15 protein-coding genes are annotated in these 16,707 nt (G+C 59.1%); 9 read left to right on the top strand and 6 right to left on the bottom strand.

Annotated elements, in window-relative coordinates; genetic code table 11:
- Position 1 precedes the first annotated feature (1 nt).
- From pncB to AC1MDC_RS19235, 4 genes are all read right to left on the bottom strand, one after another.
- Complete coding sequence (gene pncB, locus AC1MDC_RS19250) at positions 2–1,225, bottom strand: nicotinate phosphoribosyltransferase (protein ID WP_480393506.1); 1,224 nt, start codon at positions 1,223–1,225, stop codon at positions 2–4.
- Positions 1,226–1,304: 79 nt separating this feature from the next.
- On the bottom strand, positions 1,305–1,535 hold the full coding sequence (locus AC1MDC_RS19245) for a hypothetical protein (RefSeq protein WP_139834851.1): 231 nt from the start codon (positions 1,533–1,535) through the stop codon (positions 1,305–1,307).
- A complete protein-coding gene (locus tag AC1MDC_RS19240) occupies positions 1,528–1,797 on the bottom strand; it encodes a hypothetical protein (protein ID WP_480393505.1) in 270 nt (89 codons plus the stop codon). Before AC1MDC_RS19240 ends, AC1MDC_RS19245 begins: the two co-directional genes overlap by 8 nt.
- Positions 1,798–1,933: 136 nt before the next feature.
- Entirely contained in the window at positions 1,934–3,394 is a 1,461-nt protein-coding gene (locus AC1MDC_RS19235; RefSeq protein ID WP_480393504.1) for an alanine/glycine:cation symporter family protein, read from the bottom strand.
- 176 nt (positions 3,395–3,570) lie between these two features.
- Here AC1MDC_RS19235 and AC1MDC_RS19230 point away from each other — a divergent pair, with 176 nt between their 5' ends.
- Entirely contained in the window at positions 3,571–4,380 is an 810-nt protein-coding gene (locus AC1MDC_RS19230) for a helix-turn-helix domain-containing protein (protein WP_480393513.1), read from the top strand.
- 3 nt (positions 4,381–4,383) lie between these two features.
- Here the strand turns inward: AC1MDC_RS19230 and AC1MDC_RS19225 are convergent, their stop codons facing one another.
- Positions 4,384–5,286, bottom strand: a complete 903-nt coding sequence (locus AC1MDC_RS19225; RefSeq protein WP_085701292.1) for a LysR family transcriptional regulator — start codon at positions 5,284–5,286, stop codon at positions 4,384–4,386.
- Between the two features lie 161 nt (positions 5,287–5,447).
- Between AC1MDC_RS19225 and amaB the strand changes: the two genes are divergently transcribed.
- The 8 genes from amaB (at position 5,448) to AC1MDC_RS19185 (ending at position 15,446) form a co-directional block, all read left to right on the top strand.
- Positions 5,448–6,938, top strand: a complete 1,491-nt coding sequence (amaB, locus tag AC1MDC_RS19220; RefSeq protein ID WP_266202091.1) for an L-piperidine-6-carboxylate dehydrogenase — start codon at positions 5,448–5,450, stop codon at positions 6,936–6,938.
- A gap of 165 nt (positions 6,939–7,103) precedes the next feature.
- Complete coding sequence (gene amaA / locus AC1MDC_RS19215; RefSeq protein WP_085701291.1) at positions 7,104–8,387, top strand: L-pipecolate oxidase; 1,284 nt, start codon at positions 7,104–7,106, stop codon at positions 8,385–8,387.
- 364 nt (positions 8,388–8,751) lie between these two features.
- Complete coding sequence (locus tag AC1MDC_RS19210) at positions 8,752–9,885, top strand: ABC transporter substrate-binding protein (protein ID WP_085701290.1); 1,134 nt, start codon at positions 8,752–8,754, stop codon at positions 9,883–9,885.
- 256 nt (positions 9,886–10,141) lie between these two features.
- Positions 10,142–11,056, top strand: a complete 915-nt coding sequence (locus tag AC1MDC_RS19205; protein ID WP_085701289.1) for an ABC transporter permease subunit — start codon at positions 10,142–10,144, stop codon at positions 11,054–11,056.
- Positions 11,057–11,059: 3 nt separating this feature from the next.
- A complete protein-coding gene (gene livM, locus AC1MDC_RS19200; RefSeq protein WP_085701288.1) occupies positions 11,060–12,361 on the top strand; it encodes a high-affinity branched-chain amino acid ABC transporter permease LivM in 1,302 nt (433 codons plus the stop codon).
- Positions 12,358–13,230 carry an ATP-binding cassette domain-containing protein gene (locus AC1MDC_RS19195; RefSeq protein ID WP_085701287.1) on the top strand — a complete coding sequence of 291 codons (873 nt, stop codon included), beginning with the start codon at positions 12,358–12,360 and terminating at the stop codon, positions 13,228–13,230. The genes livM and AC1MDC_RS19195 overlap by 4 nt, the downstream gene beginning before the upstream one ends.
- On the top strand, positions 13,227–13,943 hold the full coding sequence (locus AC1MDC_RS19190) for an ABC transporter ATP-binding protein (protein WP_085703415.1): 717 nt from the start codon (positions 13,227–13,229) through the stop codon (positions 13,941–13,943). Before AC1MDC_RS19195 ends, AC1MDC_RS19190 begins: the two co-directional genes overlap by 4 nt.
- Positions 13,944–14,681: 738 nt before the next feature.
- On the top strand, positions 14,682–15,446 hold the full coding sequence (locus AC1MDC_RS19185; protein WP_085701286.1) for an SDR family oxidoreductase: 765 nt from the start codon (positions 14,682–14,684) through the stop codon (positions 15,444–15,446).
- Positions 15,447–15,489: 43 nt separating this feature from the next.
- Here the strand turns inward: AC1MDC_RS19185 and AC1MDC_RS19180 are convergent, their stop codons facing one another.
- A complete protein-coding gene (locus tag AC1MDC_RS19180) occupies positions 15,490–16,623 on the bottom strand; it encodes an AGE family epimerase/isomerase (RefSeq protein ID WP_480393503.1) in 1,134 nt (377 codons plus the stop codon).
- Positions 16,624–16,707: the final 84 nt, after the last annotated feature.

Here is a 16,707-nt window from a genome sequence, read left to right as displayed (position 1 = left end):
TTCACTCCTTGCTAGAAAGGCTGGAAACGGCAGGAACCTGGAAAACGTGTCGCAAATAGGCGACGAAATTCGGGTCTTTGCAGTGGGTCTTGCCCGGCTCGTCGGAGATCTTCGCCACCGGTTGGCCGTTGCAGGCGGTCATTTTAAGCACGATGCTCATCGGTTCGACACCCGGAATGTCACAGGTCAGGTTGGTGCCGATGCCGAAGCTGACATTGATCCGCCCCCGCAGTGCCCGGAAGATCTCCAGCGACTTTGGCAGCGTCAGGCTGTCGGAGAACACCAGAGTCTTGCTCATCGGATCGATGCCGAGCTTGTGATAGTGGGCGATGCATTTTTCGCCCCACAGCACCGGATCCCCGGAATCGTGGCGCAAGCCGTCGAACAGCTTGGCGAAGAACAGATCGAAGTCGCCGAGGAAGGCATCGGTGGTGATGCAGTCGGTCAGGGCGATTCCCAGCAGGCCGCGGTACTCGCGGACCCAGCAATCGAGGGCGGCAATCTGGCTGTCGATCAGTCGCGGGCCGAGTTGCTGGTGCGCCATGATCCACTCGTGGGCCATGGTGCCCAGTGGTTTCATGTCCAGCTCCCGGGACAGGTGTACGTTGCTGGTGCCGACAAAACGCCCGGGGAAATCGTGCTTGAGCACGTTCACCACTTCTTCCTGCACCCGGTAGGAAAACCGTCGACGGGTGCCGAAATCGGCGACCTGCAACTGCGACAGCTCGTCGGCCGAGGCGTTGGCGGTCAGCCAGTCGAACTTGCGATACAGCTGCTCGCGGGCCTGTTCCAGCACCGTCTCACGGTAGCGATAACGGTTGCGCACTTCGCTGACGATCGCCAGCAGCGGCACTTCGAACAGGATCACGTGCAGCCACGGCCCACGCAGACGGATGAACAACTCGCCGTTCTCGATGCCGGTGTGCAGGTAGCGCAGGTTGAAGCGGAACAGACCGAGGAAACGCAGGAAATCCGGCTTGAGGAACGAGATGCGCTCGAGAAAGCTCAACTGATCGGCGCTCAGACTCAACTCGGCCAGACGCTCGACCTGAAAGCGGATCTCCGCCAGATACGGACGCAGATCCTCACTGTTACGGCAACGAAACTCCCATTCGACTTCGACGTTGGGGTAGTTGTGCAGCACCGCCTGCATCATCGTCAGTTTGTAGAAGTCGGTGTCGAGCAGGTTCTGCACGATGCGATCGGCAAACACACTCTCGCTCATAACGGGGTCTCCAGGCGGGCCGCGCATTGGCGCGGTATCAATCAATGGCGCTAGTGGCGCATATCCTGAATGAAGATTGCTAGCGATTTTTTGCTCGGTGGCCTGCTTTCGTCTTTGAAGGCTTTTGCTTTTTTTGTCCTGAAGCAGTTTTTTGTTCGGGATACACATCGAGCGCCGCTTGAATGACCCGCTCAAGTCGCTCCCAGCTTTTTATGTACTCTTCGAGAAGCGAATGCCTAGGGATGAGATTTGTTTCAACCGCTTTGATCATTGCTGCCCTGAGCATTGCATAAGTGGCTGCTTCAGGCATTGGCGAAGCCCCCCTTGAAGGAAAGCTGATCGAGTGTCTCAACGCCATCCTGAAGCAATACATAAACTGGGAGTAGCAGTCGGTAAAGATCTGAGTCATTGATGTCCTTGATGGTTACGGATGTCAGAGTCTCTAAAAGGTCGACAGCCGCGCGGATTCTGAAACTGGCATCTTCGAATAGTTCGCTGGGCGCGGCGTGTGTATCTATTAAATAGGTCGGGCTGTTGGTCGAGTTGGCTTTAAGTGGGGAATAACGATTCATCGGGCGCGTCCTGATAATTGTTTTCGGCTTAATGAGTAGAAGAGCTGTTTGTTCTTTAATTCGATTCGGTGAAGTACTTGTGTATTGGTTAGCTGAGCCATCGCGGGTCAAATGGCTCAGCACTCGGCCTGATTTTTCAAGCTGATCGTGTAGTTGCTTCGTTGGTTACCGATGACGAACTGCGATTTATTGTTTGTACTTCCCTTGGTTGCGGCGGCCAGGCCAATGGGTCGAGATCAAGATCAAGAAACTTGCTGGAGTCGAAAAGGGGCGTCTTGATTCCGATACGACGCTGCTCGTCGTAATCTCGCAAGATCCGCAGGCAAACTTTAAACAGCAGTGCCATGGATACAAGGTTGACCAGCGCCAGCAACGTCATGGTGATGTCGGCGAAAGCAAGCACGGTCGAAAGATCCTCTACCGCCCCCCATAACACCAAAACCAATACCAGCGATCGGTAGAAGAACAGCGTTTTTCGGGGTTCGCCAAACATGAACCGAAGGCTGTTTTCCCCGAGGTAGTAGTTGTAGAGCATCGCCGTGAAGACGAACAGCGCCAGCACCACACTGATGAACATTCGCCCCCATTCACCGACCACGGCTGCCAACGAGTTTTGCGCCAGCGCAACGCCGTCGCCCTCAAATCCCGGCGAGTAGAAACCCGAAAGCAAAATGAGTAATGCCGTGCACGTACAAATCACGAACGTGTCGATGAATACGCTGAATGCCTGCACGACACCCTGTGCCACCGGATGGTCGGTTTTCGCCACGGCAGCAACATTGGGAGCGCTGCCCAGTCCCGCTTCATTGGAAAACACACCGCGTCTCACCCCCATGACTATTGCGCTGCCGACCAATCCACCAAAGGCCTGATCCAGACCGAATGCACTGCGGATGATGGTCATCAGCATTGGCGTAACCTGATCGAACTGCAGCACGATCACATAACTCGTAACGCCGATGTAAGCGAGAACCTTCAGCGGCACCAACAGGTCGGCTACGGCAGCTATTCGTTTTATCCCGCCCATGAAAACTACCCCGAGCAGTAGCGCCAATATGAGCCCTGACCCTATCGGCGCCAGACCGAAAGCGTCTTTCAGCGAATGTGAGACCGCATGTGATTCGAGACCATTGATTGCAAATCCAAACGTCACCAGCAGCAGAAGTGCTGCAATTGATCCGAGCCAGCGTTTGCCCAGTCCGTGCTCGATGTACCAGGAGGGCCCGCCTCGAAACAGGCCATTCCCATCGCTACGTTTGTAGAGCTGGCCCAGTGTGCATTCGAAGAAGCTGCTCGACATGCCGAGCAACGCTGTCATCCACATCCAGAACACGGCACCGGGGCCTCCCATGCTCACAGCAATCCCTACCCCGACGATGTTGCCCGTGCCCACCCGCCCGGCGAGGCTGAGGGTCAATGCCTGAAGCGAACTCAGTTGGCGACTGCCGCTGCGCCAACTGCCCGGTAAAACGGTAAACATGTGCAGGAAATATCTGAACTGGACAAACCTTGATCGGATGGTGAAATAGCTACCCAGTCCAAGGACTACAGGGATCAAAACCTTACCCGAAAGAAAGTCGTTGATGATGTCTAGCATTCAAAGCTCCTTGCTATTGAAAGTGCTGGCGTTTTTTATTGGCTGGTCAATTCCTGAAACCTTTCAGGGCTCGTAATATCCGGCCATATTTCGTTGGGCGCAATTTCGCAAGTTGCTTAAAAGTGATGCGGGTTGCTGCTATGTTTGTGTCTTCTAAAATCGTTTCAGGAATATTTATGTGGGAGTTTCTTCCAGCTAACTTAAGGCTTTTGTGCAGCTACTACAGATCTGTCGCGGAAGTCTGTAGGAAGATTCGAATTAATCGTGGGCAATTTAATAAGTATCTATGTGGGAATAGTGTGCCTACAGCTTTCAACTTGAAAAGAATCTGCGACTTTTTCGGGGTCGAGGCGTTTGAAATAGCGCTTCCGACAGAGCAATTCATCACACTGATCGGCATGAGATCGAGGAATCCCGGCACGGTCGAAGAACAAACTGCTTCGCAGAGAATGCTTGGACACCTGCGTCAACACTCCTCGTCGGAACTCAAGGTGCATACTGGTTACTACTACGAGTACTACCACGCTATGACGGAGCCTGGCTCGATCCTGTGCTCGCTGGTGCACGTCCGTGAAGAGGGATCAGACATCGTCTATGAGCGAAACGAGTGCTTACAGATTGCGGGTGCCGAAGGTGAGTTTGAAAGGTATCGATACATCGGGTTCGCTTACTACCTCAGAGATCGCCTGTTCCTTATCGACTACGAGTCACTGACCTCGAACGAGATCAGCCAGACCATTCTCATACCAAGCTTCAAGAGCTGCATCACTCGGCTTAACGGTCTGAAAATGGGCGTGTCCGCTGCGGATAATCGTGCTCCGGCTTGTTCGCGAGTCGTTTGGGAATATCTGGGCCAGGAAATCAATCGGATCGATGCCTATCGCCGAGTACGTCTTTATGACGTTGATGATCCGGTTATCGATGACGACCTGCGTGCGCGACTCACTCAAACCAAAGTCGTGGATGGGTTGTTTGTTATTGCCTGACCTTTAGCTAATAGGACTGTCGATCTGCTCCAGCATCCACTTCACGAAATCCCGTACCTTGGGTACTTCCGCCGCGTGTTCCGGGTAGGCCAGGTAATACGCATCGCTGCTGGGCATTGCATGCTGCCAGGGAATGATCAGTTTGCCGTCGGCCAATTCCTCTTCCACCAGAAACCTCGGCAGCAGGGCGACGCCGCAGCCGACCTGAGCGGCGCGGATGCACATATAAAAGGTTTCGAAGCGCGGGCCGTGGTAGCTGTGCTCGGTCTGGTAGCCCTGGCTGTCGAACCAGTCGTGCCACGCTTGCGGGCGCGAAGCATTCTGCAGCAGGACCATATCGGTGAGTTGCGTTGGATCAGTCAACGGCGTGTCCGGCAGGCTGCCGGGCGCGCAGACCGGCACCAACTCTTCGCCGAACAACTTCAGGCATTCGGTGCCGGGGCGTGAACCCTGGCCGAAATAGAACGCCAGATCGCTGCGCCCTTGCAGCAAATCATCGGCTTCCTGTTCGTTGCACAGATCCAGATGAATCGACGGATGGCGCAGGCGCCAGCCCTTGAGGCGCGGCACCAGCCAGCGTGCGCCGAAGGTCGAGGGCGTGGAAACGCGCAGGACTTCGGTCTCGCCGCCGTAGGAACGCAGGTAATGGGTCGACATCTCGACCTGGGTCAGTATTTTTCTGACTTCCACCAGGTACAGATCGCCAGCCGGGGTCATCTGCAAACGGCGGCGTACCCGGCGGAACAACAAGTGCTGCAGCAATTCTTCGAGCTGCGCCACCTGCTTGCTGACAGCGCTCTGGGTCAGGTTCAGTTCCTCGGCGGCCCGGGTGAAACTCAGGTGCCGGGTCACGGCCTCGAAGCACTGCAACGCGGTGATCGACGGCAAGTGGCGTTTGTTCAGCATGGGCGATCCTTTTCTTGTCTTTCTGCGCAGCATGAATAAACGGAATGATATCTCGCGTAAAGGTCGTTTGTTGCACAGCCTTCCTGACGCTACAACTAAAGGTCTGCCCGGTCGTGAAAACGCGCCCGCACACATTCAGTTTTTTGCTTGAGGAGTGACCCATGGTTGCCGCATTGCTTGATCGTCTAGGTGTGAACCCGGCCCTGTACCAGAACGGCAAAGTGCCGGTGCATTCGCCCATCGACGGCAGCCGCATCGGCGCCGTGAACTGGGAAGGCCCGGCCGAAGTCGAGCAGCACATCAGTCGCGCTGATCATGCGTTCGAACAATGGCGCAAGGTGCCAGCCCCGCGTCGCGGCGAGCTGGTGCGTCAGTTCGGCGAAGTGCTGCGCGAATACAAGACCGAGCTCGGCGAACTGGTGTCCTGGGAAGCGGGCAAGATCACCCAGGAAGGCCTCGGTGAAGTGCAGGAGATGATCGACATCTGCGACTTCGCCGTCGGTCTGTCCCGCCAGTTGTACGGTTTGACCATCGCCTCCGAGCGCCCGGGCCACCACATGCGTGAAACCTGGCATCCGCTGGGCGTGGTCGGCGTGATCAGTGCATTCAACTTCCCGGTCGCGGTGTGGGCGTGGAACACCACGCTGGCGCTGGTCTGCGGCAACCCGGTGGTGTGGAAACCTTCGGAGAAAACCCCGCTGACCGCGCTGGCCTGTCAGGCGCTGTTCGAACGCGTACTGAAGAATTTCAGCGATGCCCCGGCGCACCTGAGCCAGGTAATCATCGGCGGTCGCGATGCCGGCGAAGCGCTGGTGGATGACCCGCGTGTCGCGCTGATCAGCGCCACCGGCAGCACCCGCATGGGCCGCGAGGTGGCGCCGAAAGTCGCCGCACGCTTTGCCCGCAGCATTCTCGAATTGGGCGGCAACAACGCGATGATTCTCGGCCCGAGCGCCGATCTGGACATGGCCGTGCGCGCCATTCTGTTCAGCGCCGTCGGCACTGCCGGCCAGCGGTGCACCACATTGCGGCGCCTGATCGCCCATGAATCGGTGAAAGATGAGATCGTCACCCGCCTCAAAGCCGCGTACTCCAAAGTCCGCATCGGCCATCCGCTGGAAGGCAACCTGATCGGCCCGCTGATCGACAAGCACAGCTTCGAAAACATGCAGGATGCGCTGGAGCAGGCGCTGAGCGAGGGCGGTCGGGTGTTCGGCGGCAAGCGCCAACTGGAAGATCAATTCCCGAATGCCTACTACGTGTCGCCGGCCATCGTTGAAATGCCGGAGCAGAGCGATGTGGTGTGCAGCGAGACCTTCGCGCCGATCCTTTACGTGGTCGGCTACAGCGATTTCGAAGAGGCGCTGCGCCTGAACAACGCCGTGCCTCAAGGCCTGTCGTCGTGCATCTTCACTACCGATGTGCGTGAGGCAGAGAAATTCATGTCGGCAGTCGGCAGTGACTGCGGCATCGCCAACGTCAATATCGGCCCGAGCGGTGCCGAGATCGGCGGCGCGTTCGGCGGCGAGAAAGAAACCGGCGGCGGTCGAGAGTCGGGCTCGGATGCGTGGCGCGCGTATATGCGCCGGCAGACCAATACCGTGAACTATTCGCTGGAGTTGCCGCTGGCGCAGGGCATAACGTTCGACTGACAGTTTTCTCAAAGCTATTGATCGTTCCCACGCTCTGCGTGGGAATGCTGCACCGAACGCTCCGCGTTCGCTTTCGGGACGCAGAGCGTCCCTGACTGCGTTACCACGCAGAGCGTGGGAACGATCTTTTAGGTGTGTTTGGCAGGTTTCTGTTGGAGTCTGGCAATGCCGTTACGCGAAGAATGTCTGTGGGAAAAACTCACGCCGCAACGTCCGGATAACACGGCGCTCAGGGGCGAGGTCAAGGTTGATGTCTGCGTGATCGGCGCCGGATTTACCGGGCTGTCGGCGGCGCTGCATCTGTTGGAGAAGGGCAAAAGCGTCTGTGTGCTCGAAGCCCATCGCGCCGGGCATGGCGGCTCCGGGCGCAACGTCGGACTGGTGAACGCCGGGATGTGGATCCCGCCGGACGAGATCGAGGCCGGCTTCGGCGAAGCGGTCGGCAGCCAGCTCAACCGCATGCTGGGTGCGGCGCCGGCGCTGGTGTTCAGCCTTGTGGATAAATACAACATCGATTGCCAGTTGCGCCGCGAAGGCACCCTGCACATGGCGCACAACGCCAAGGGTGAGGCGGATCTGCGCAGTCGCGAAGAACAGTGGAAGCGCCGGGGGGCGCCGGTCGAACTGCTGACCGGCAAGGCGTGTGAGCAGGCGACCGGTACGCAAAAGATCGCCGCTGCGCTGCTCGACCGGCGCGCCGGTACGCTCAATCCGATGGCTTATGTCACGGGGCTGGCCAACGCTGTCATCAACCTTGGCGGTCAGATGTTCGATCACTCCCCGGTCGCGCGTCTTGAGCGCCAGGGGCCGAAATGGTCGGTGCAGACCGAACAGGGTTCGGTGCTCGCCGAGCAAGTGGTGATCGCCTCCAATGCCTACACCGAAGGCGACTGGACCGAACTCAAACGCAATTTTTTCCCCGGTTACTACTATCAGGTCGCTTCGGTGCCACTCACCGAAGATGCCGCTCAGGAAATCCTCCCGGGTGGGCAGGGCTCGTGGGATACCCGTCAGGTGTTGAGCAGCATCCGCCGTGACAAGGACGGGCGTCTGTTGCTGGGCAGTCTCGGCAACGGTAATCAGAAACCGACGTGGTTCCTCAAGGCCTGGGCCGACCGGGTGCAGCAGCATTACTTCCCCAATCTCAAACCTGTGGAGTGGGAATGCACCTGGACCGGGCGCATCGCTTTCACTCCCGATCACCTGATGCGCCTGTTCGAACCGGCGCCCGGACTGGTGGCCGTCACCGGTTACAACGGCCGTGGCGTGACCACCGGCACTGTGGTCGGCAAAGCCTTCGCCGACTACCTGTGTAACGGAAATCCTCAGGCATTGCCGATTCCCTTCGCACCGATGCAACCCCTGACGGGTGCGGGCTTGCGCAGTTGCCTGTACGAGGCCGGATTCTCGCTGTATCACGCGGGCCAGTGCCTGCGGATCGTCATCTGAGTGTTGAAAATTGTTGCGTGACGCGGCGCTTTTCAATGTAGCGACTAGCCTGTAATGGTGCGGGTTGTAGCAGTCCCGCACCAGCAGTGTGCAGTTCGGTGACGCGGGCTGTTACAGGCTGGTTGCACGTCGTTTGGTGCCGCGGTTGCAATGATGGCGCGTGCGGGTTGCGCCTTGAAAAATAATTGGTTTCACCTTCCGCGGTTTAGACGGTTGCACGCCCAATGAAAATGGGAACGAAACAGTCGAAATAACAAGAAAGCAGCGACTTTTTGAAGAATAAAAAACCGATGGCACGGCCCTTGCTCTGAGCATTCAAGTGAAGTCGCAGTGCCAACTAAAAAAAACCTTGGAGCACCACCTCATGTCCCAGACGTTTTACAAGAAAGGCTTTCTGGCCCTCGCAGTGGCTACTGCGCTGGGTGTTTCTTCGTTTGCACAAGCTGATGTGAAAATCGGCGTGGCGGGTCCGATGACGGGCGCCAACGCGGCATTTGGCGAACAGTACATGAAAGGGGCACAAGCGGCGGCCGACGCGGTCAACGCGGCGGGCGGCGTCAACGGGGAGAAAATCGTTCTGGTCAAGGGCGATGACGCCTGCGAGCCGAAACAGGCGGTGACGGTCGCCAAGGACCTCACCAATCAGAAAGTCGCCGGTGTGGTCGGCCACTTCTGCTCGTCCTCCACCATTCCTGCGTCCGAGATCTACGACGAAGCCGGCATCATCGCGATCACCCCGGGCTCCACCAACCCGCAGGTGACCGAGCGCGGCCTGAGCGCCATGTTCCGCATGTGCGGGCGTGACGACCAGCAAGGCATCGTCGCCGGCGATTACATCGTCGACGTGCTCAAGGGCAAGAAAGTGGCCGTGCTGCACGACAAGGACACCTATGGTCAGGGCCTGGCCGATGCGACCAAGGCTCAGCTGGAAAAACGCGGCGTGAAGCCGGTGCTGTACGAAGGCCTGACCCGTGGTGAAAAAGACTTCAGCGCCGTGGTCACCAAGATCCGCGCGGCCGGTGCCGACGTTGTCTACTTCGGTGGCCTGCATCCGGAAGCCGGTCCACTGGTCAAGCAACTGCGTACCGAAGGCCTGAAAGACGTGAAGTTCATGTCTGACGACGGCATCGTGACCGACGAACTGGTGACCACCGCCGGCGGCCCGCAATACGTCGACGGCGTGCTGATGACCTTCGGCGCCGACCCGCGTCTGCTGCCGGACAGCAAAACCGTGGTAGACGCATTCCGCAAGGCCGGCACCGAGCCTGAAGGCTACACCCTGTACGCCTACGCCTCGATCCAGGCACTGGCCGCCGGTTTCAATGGCGCCAAGTCCAACAATGGCGAAGACGCTGCCAAATGGCTGAAAGCCAACCCGGTCAAGACCGTGATGGGCGAGAAGACCTGGGACGCCAAGGGCGACCTGAAAGTCTCCGACTACGTGGTTTACCAGTGGGACAAGGACGGCAAATATCACCAGCTGGAAAAGCAGAAGTAACGGCTGACGCGATCAGTTGATCCCACTCATCCCATGTGGGAGCGAGCTTGCTCCGGGCGGCGTTCCGACGAAGACGGAATCACAGGCAACATCCCTGTTGAATGTTTAACCGCTTTCGCGAGCAAGCTCGCTCCCACAGGATCCTGTGGTGGTCGGGCTGACTGCGCTCTGACAATGCTCCGACGTAAATCTGTATTTTTCCTAGAAGAACCGCGCGCCCCCGGGTGCGCAGGTTCTCACTGCGTGAGATTGCGTTATGGATGGTATTTTCCTGCAGCAACTGGTCAACGGCCTGACCCTCGGGTCGGTCTATGGCCTGATCGCCATCGGCTACACAATGGTCTACGGCATCATCGGCATGATTAACTTCGCCCACGGCGAGGTTTACATGATTTCCGCTTACCTCGCGGCAATCAGTCTGGCTCTGCTGGCTTACTTCGGTATCGAATCCTTCCCGCTGCTGATGCTCGGCACACTGGTTTTCACCATCGTCGTCACGGGTGTGTATGGCTGGGTCATCGAACGCATCGCCTACAAACCACTGCGCAACTCGACCCGACTGGCTCCGCTGATCAGTGCCATCGGTATCTCCCTGATCCTGCAAAACTATGCCCAGATCAGCCAGGGCGCCCGCCAACAGGGTGTTCCGACGCTGCTCTCCGGCGCCTGGCGCATCGATGTCGGCTCGGGCTTCGTCCAGCTGACCTACACCAAAGTCTTCATTCTCGTCGCGGCGTTCGTCGGGATGGGCCTGCTGACCTACGTGATCAAGTACACCAAGCTCGGCCGCATGTGCCGCGCTACCCAGCAAGACCGCAAAATGGCATCGATCCTGGGGATCAACACCGACCGGGTGATTTCCTATGTGTTCATCATTGGTGCAGCGATGGCGGCCCTGGCCGGCGTGCTGATCACCATGAACTACGGCACGTTCGACTTCTACGCAGGCTTCGTCATCGGCATCAAGGCGTTTACCGCCGCGGTGCTCGGCGGGATCGGCTCGCTGCCTGGCGCCATGCTCGGCGGGATCATCCTCGGGATCTCCGAGTCGCTGTTCTCGGGCCTGGTCAACTCCGACTACAAAGACGTGTTCAGCTTCTCGCTGCTCGTACTTGTTCTGGTTTTCCGGCCTCAGGGCCTGCTGGGCCGTCCTCTTGTGTCGAAGGTGTAAGCGATGTCTTCAACCACTGCAAAATCCATTGATGTGAAAAAGAGCCTGGTTGAGGCGATTCTCGCCGGTCTGATCGCCCTGATCGTGTTCGGGCCGATTGTCGGCGTGGTACTCGACGGCTACAGCTTCAACCTCGAACCGACCCGCGTGGCGTGGATCATTGCCATCGTCATGGCCGGCCGGTTTGCCCTGAGCCTGTTCCTGCAAACCCCCAGGGGCCTGAAAATCCTCGAAGGATTCGAGAGCTCCGGTTCAGGCGTGCATGTGCTGCCCGCCGATCACAAATCCAGGCTGCGCTGGATCATCCCGCTGCTGATCGTGATCGCCGTGATCGTGCCTTTCGTTTCCAACTCGTACCTGCTGGGCGTGGTCATCCTCGGACTGATCTACGTGCTGCTGGGGCTGGGGCTGAACATCGTGGTCGGTCTCGCCGGCCTGCTCGACCTGGGTTACGTGGCGTTCTACGCCATCGGCGCCTACGGTCTGGCGCTCGGTTACCAGTACCTCGGGCTGGGCTTCTGGACGGTGCTGCCGCTGGCGGCGATCACTGCCGGACTCGCCGGTTGCATCCTCGGTTTCCCGGTGCTGCGCCTGCATGGCGACTACCTGGCGATCGTGACCCTGGGCTTCGGTGAAATCATTCGTCTGGTACTCAACAACTGGCTATCGCTGACTGGCGGCCCTAACGGCATGCCGGCGCCACTGCCGACCTTCTTCGGTCTGGAGTTCGGCAAGCGGGCGAAAGATGGCGGGGTGCCGTTCCACGAGTTTTTCGGCATCGCCTACAACCCGGACGTGAAGTATTACTTCATCTATGCGGTGCTGTTCCTGGTGGTGCTGGCCGTGCTTTACATCAAGCATCGTCTGGTGAAAATGCCGGTCGGCCGCGCCTGGGAAGCCCTGCGCGAAGACGAAATCGCCTGCCGCTCGATGGGTTTGAACCACGTGCTGGTCAAGCTCTCGGCGTTCGCCATCGGTGCATCCACGGCGGGTCTGGCGGGTGTGTTCTTCGCCACCTACCAAGGCTTCGTCAACCCGACCTCGTTCACCTTCTTCGAGTCGGCGCTGATCCTCGCCATCGTCGTGCTCGGCGGCATGGGCTCGACCATCGGTGTGGTGATCGCAGCGTTCGTGCTGACCGTCGCCCCGGAACTGCTGCGCGGCTTCGCCGAATACCGCGTGCTTCTGTTCGGGATCCTGATGGTGTTGATGATGATCTGGCGACCGCGCGGGCTGATCCGCATCAGCCGTACCGGGGTCACTCCACGCAAAGGTGCCATTCACTATGAGAGGACTGCGCCATGAGTGAAGTCGTACTCTCTGTTGAAAAACTGATGATGCATTTCGGTGGCATCAAGGCCTTGAGCGATGTCAGCCTGAAGGTCAAACGCAACTCGATCTTTGCCCTGATCGGCCCCAACGGCGCCGGCAAGACCACGGTATTCAACTGCCTGACCGGCTTCTACAAGGCCTCCGGCGGCAAGATCGAACTCAACGTGCGCGGCCGGCAGACCAACGTCATCCAGCTGCTGGGCGAATCGTTCAAGCCGACCGACTTCGTCTCACCGAAAAACTTCGCCAGTCGTCTGTACTACAAGATGTTCGGTGGCACCCATCTGGTGAACCGCGCGGGCCTGGCCCGGACGTTCCAGAACATTCGCCTGTTCAAGGAAATGTCGGTGCTGGAAAACCTGCTGGTGGCGCAGCACATGTGGGTCAACCGCAACATGCTGGCCGGCATCTTCAACACCAAAGGCTATCGCAAGGCTGAAAGCGACGCGCTGGACTGCGCGTTCTACTGGCTGGAAGTGGTGGATCTGGTGGACTGCGCCAACCGTCTGGCCGGTGAACTGTCCTACGGCCAGCAACGCCGTCTGGAAATCGCCCGGGCCATGTGCACGCGGCCGCAGATCATCTGCCTCGACGAACCGGCCGCCGGCCTCAACCCTCAGGAAACCGAAGCGCTGAGCGCGATGATCCGGCTGCTGCGCGACGAGCACGATCTGACCGTGGTGCTGATCGAACACGACATGGGCATGGTAATGAGCATTTCCGATCACATCGTGGTGCTGGACCACGGCATCGTCATCGCCGAGGGCGGTCCGGATGCCATTCGTAACGATCCGAAGGTGATCGCAGCCTACCTGGGCGCCGACGAAGAGGAAGTCGTATGACGCAACCCATCCTCGAACTCAAGGATCTGGACGTGTTCTACGGCCCGATCCAGGCCCTCAAAGGCGTTTCGCTGCAGATCAACGAAGGCGAAACCGTCAGCCTGATCGGCTCCAACGGTGCGGGGAAGTCGACGCTGTTGATGTCGATCTTCGGCCAGCCTCGCGCGGCGGGCGGGCAGATCCTCTATCAAGGCGTAGACATTACCCACAAGTCATCGCACTACATCGCCTCCAACGGCATCGCGCAGTCGCCGGAAGGGCGGCGGGTGTTCCCCGACATGACCGTCGAGGAAAACCTGCTGATGGGCACCATCCCGATCGGCGACAAGCACGCCAAGGAAGACATGCAGCGCATGTTCGAGCTGTTTCCGCGGCTCGAAGAACGCCGCAATCAGCGCGCGATGACCATGTCCGGCGGCGAGCAGCAGATGCTTGCCATCGCCCGGGCGCTGATGAGCCGGCCCAAGCTGTTACTGCTGGATGAGCCGAGCCTGGGCCTGGCGCCGATCGTGGTGAAACAGATTTTCGCCACCCTGCGGGAGCTGGCGAAAACCGGCATGACCATTTTCCTCGTCGAGCAGAACGCCAACCATGCGTTGAAACTGTCCGACCGGGCCTACGTGATGGTCAACGGCGAGATCCGCCTGACGGGCACCGGCAAGGAGCTGCTGGTGAACGAGGAGGTGCGTAACGCTTACCTCGGCGGTCACTGACCGTTTGGAGTTGTCCACAAGCCCCTATGCGTGAGTGTCGGGGCTTTTTTACGTCTGCTCGTCCATTGAGCACCAGGACTTTCGGGAAATTGTGGAAAACAAAATCGCCAACCTGCCAAAGCGCGACATAAAGCCGCTGCAAATGGCTGTTTTTCCACAGTTTTGACTTGTCCCCGTTTGCTGTGGAGCTGGCTGTGAATAACGTGGGTGTAGCTGGCTGAAAGCCTTGAAAACCGTGGCTTGCAGAGGTGTGTTTGTTTTTTGAACAGTGTGTTTTTGCTGAGGGGAAGGCCCGTTTGTCAACCTTTTTATCGAGGTGAAAAACGACGCGGATCGCTGTGGTCATTCCTGTGGATAAGTCTGTGATTAAACTCTGGAAAGACTCGGCTGAGGGCCGTAATTGCTGGCCTCGCGCAATCATGGCCATGACCGGCCGGTCGTGCGAAATGCTCTTGCCGGCACAACTGATTGTGCAGGGTCAAGCAAAAAACTTTCTGAATCGCCCGCAAAGCCTTGTGTGGCGCGGCTTTGCGCTTTCCCACTTGCCCCCGGAAACTGTGGAAGGGCTTGTGGATAACGTGCGTGCACATGGCTACAGGCCACGGTGCGTATGGCGTAGCGGCCGTTGATCAATTAGTGAGCAGGATTCGGTGGTTGCCGGCTAAAGCAGGGCCGGGCATGCTGCCCGCTGATTTCTATTCCAATGGCTGCCCCTGCGGCCGAAGCAAGGAGAACACGATGTCCAACACCCTGTTTATCACCGGCGCGACCTCCGGTTTTGGTGAAGCCTGTGCCCGTCGTTTTGCCGAGGCCGGCTGGAAACTGGTGCTGACCGGTCGTCGTGAAGAACGCCTCAACGCGCTGTGCGCCGAGCTGTCGAAGCAGACCGAAGTGCATGGGCTGGTGCTGGACGTGCGTGATCGTAAGGCGATGGAGGAGGCGATTGCCAACCTGCCGCCGTCGTTCGCCAAACTGCGCGGCCTGATCAACAACGCCGGGCTGGCGCTGGGCGTGGACCCGGCACCGAAGTGCGACCTCGACGATTGGGACACCATGGTCGACACCAACGTCAAAGGCCTGATGTACAGCACGCGTCTGCTGCTGCCACGCCTGATCGCTCACGGTCGCGGCGCCGGCATCGTCAACCTGGGCTCTATCGCTGGTAACTATCCGTACCCGGGCAGCCACGTCTACGGCGCGACCAAGGCGTTCGTCAAACAGTTCTCGCTGAACCTGCGTTGCGACTTGCAGGGCACTGGCGTGCGCGTCAGCAACATCGAGCCGGGCCTGTGCGAGAGCGAGTTCTCGCTGGTGCGTTTCGGCGGTGATCAGGCGCGTTACGACGCGACCTACGCCGGTGCCGAGCCGATCCAGCCGCAGGACATCGCCGAGACGATTTTCTGGGTACTGAATGCCCCGGCGCACATCAACATCAACAGCCTGGAACTGATGCCGGTCAGCCAGACCTGGGCGGGTTTTGCCATCGAGCGCAACAAGGCTTGAACCGGATAACGACCTGTCGCCAGCACAGCTGGCGATTTATCCGTCAGCGGAGATATTCCGCCAGACCGGCATAGCAGGTCGCCAAGTGATACGGCGTGGTCGACGGCATGTCCTTGCGGCTGACCTCGCCTCGCTCGTCGCGGCATTCATGCCAGCCACCGGTATGCAGGAAGCGCTGCTGCAACGCCTGCAATTGGCGCAGCACCGCGCTTTCACTGTCCGGGCGTAATGTCAGGGCGCGCAGGTATTCGGCCTGGGCCCAGATACGTTGGGTCGAATCTTTTGGCCGCCCGTCCATATTCAGATCAAGCATGGCCCGCACCGCGCCGGACGATTGCACCACGCCGTACTGCTCGGTGAAGGCAAAGGCCCGGTCCAGCGCGGCATGCAGTTTCGAGCTGCGCAGCAGGGGCGAGGACTCCAGCAGGAAATACCACTCGAACTGATGGCCAGGCTCATACCAGTTATCCACAGCTCCCAGCGGTTTTTCCATCAGCACACCGGCTTGCGGATCAACGAAGTGCTTGTGCATGGCTGTGCATAACTCGCTCAGCGCTTGCTTGACCTTCGCGTCTTCGCGCACAGCCAGCGTGGCCAGGAATGCCTCGGCCAGGTGCATGAGCGGGTTTTGCAGCGGGCCGGTTTCCAGCGTGATCCAGTCACGGTCCAGGCAGGCTTCGTAGAGGCCATCACCAGTGGCGAAACGCCGGCCGATGACTTCCAGCGCGGCGTTGAGCGTGGATTCCACCAACGGCTCGCGAGACTTGTCCCAATAGTGGGCGCATGCGAACAGGATGAAGGCGTGGGTGTAGAGATCCTTGCGCTGATCCAGCGGTTTGCCCTGCGGATCGACGCTGTAGAACCAGCCGCCGTGTTCGGCATCGTGGAAATGCCGCTGCAGGGAACGGAACAGCGCAGCCGCGCGGACTTCGGCGTTATCCACAACCCCGATCAGGCTGGAAAACAGATACAGCTGCCGTGCGCAGGCCATCGCTCGATAGCGCTGCGTTGGCAGCGGCTGATGCGCGGCGTCCAGCGCCTCGTAAGGCAACGCCATGTCGGCGTTCCAGCCCGGTCCTTGCCAGAGGGGCACGATCACGTCCAGAAAGTGCTGTTGCACTTCACCGAACAGGGCGGTCAATTCAGGCAGGGAGGTGGAGCGGGAAGCGTGGGGCATGGGCGGACGTCGTCACGGCAGGGGCGATTGCGCGACATGGTAGCAGAGCAACGGCGTGATGAGACGCGGTGTCTGTCAGTCCGC

This window comes from Pseudomonas sp. 1, from assembly GCF_056626735.1.
Note: the sequence above shows the minus strand (reverse complement) of the source record. Positions and strands in the feature narration are given on the sequence as shown.

What these genes read in the sequence shown, in the direction of transcription:
- livM (WP_085701288.1), top strand. Translation starts at nt 11,060, where the DNA reads ATGTCTTCAACCACTGCAAAATCCATTGATGTGAAAAAGAGCCTGGTT.
- AC1MDC_RS19225 (WP_085701292.1), bottom strand. Translation starts at nt 5,286, where the DNA reads ATGCTGAACAAACGCCACTTGCCGTCGATCACCGCGTTGCAGTGCTTC.
- AC1MDC_RS19180 (WP_480393503.1), bottom strand. Translation starts at nt 16,623, where the DNA reads ATGCCCCACGCTTCCCGCTCCACCTCCCTGCCTGAATTGACCGCCCTG.
- AC1MDC_RS19245 (WP_139834851.1), bottom strand. Translation starts at nt 1,535, where the DNA reads ATGCCTGAAGCAGCCACTTATGCAATGCTCAGGGCAGCAATGATCAAA.
- amaB (WP_266202091.1), top strand. Translation starts at nt 5,448, where the DNA reads ATGGTTGCCGCATTGCTTGATCGTCTAGGTGTGAACCCGGCCCTGTAC.
- AC1MDC_RS19240 (WP_480393505.1), bottom strand. Translation starts at nt 1,797, where the DNA reads ATGAATCGTTATTCCCCACTTAAAGCCAACTCGACCAACAGCCCGACC.
- AC1MDC_RS19190 (WP_085703415.1), top strand. Translation starts at nt 13,227, where the DNA reads ATGACGCAACCCATCCTCGAACTCAAGGATCTGGACGTGTTCTACGGC.
- AC1MDC_RS19230 (WP_480393513.1), top strand. Translation starts at nt 3,571, where the DNA reads ATGTGGGAGTTTCTTCCAGCTAACTTAAGGCTTTTGTGCAGCTACTAC.
- AC1MDC_RS19205 (WP_085701289.1), top strand. Translation starts at nt 10,142, where the DNA reads ATGGATGGTATTTTCCTGCAGCAACTGGTCAACGGCCTGACCCTCGGG.
- amaA (WP_085701291.1), top strand. Translation starts at nt 7,104, where the DNA reads ATGCCGTTACGCGAAGAATGTCTGTGGGAAAAACTCACGCCGCAACGT.
- AC1MDC_RS19185 (WP_085701286.1), top strand. Translation starts at nt 14,682, where the DNA reads ATGTCCAACACCCTGTTTATCACCGGCGCGACCTCCGGTTTTGGTGAA.
- AC1MDC_RS19210 (WP_085701290.1), top strand. Translation starts at nt 8,752, where the DNA reads ATGTCCCAGACGTTTTACAAGAAAGGCTTTCTGGCCCTCGCAGTGGCT.
- pncB (WP_480393506.1), bottom strand. Translation starts at nt 1,225, where the DNA reads ATGAGCGAGAGTGTGTTTGCCGATCGCATCGTGCAGAACCTGCTCGAC.
- AC1MDC_RS19235 (WP_480393504.1), bottom strand. Translation starts at nt 3,394, where the DNA reads ATGCTAGACATCATCAACGACTTTCTTTCGGGTAAGGTTTTGATCCCT.
- AC1MDC_RS19195 (WP_085701287.1), top strand. Translation starts at nt 12,358, where the DNA reads ATGAGTGAAGTCGTACTCTCTGTTGAAAAACTGATGATGCATTTCGGT.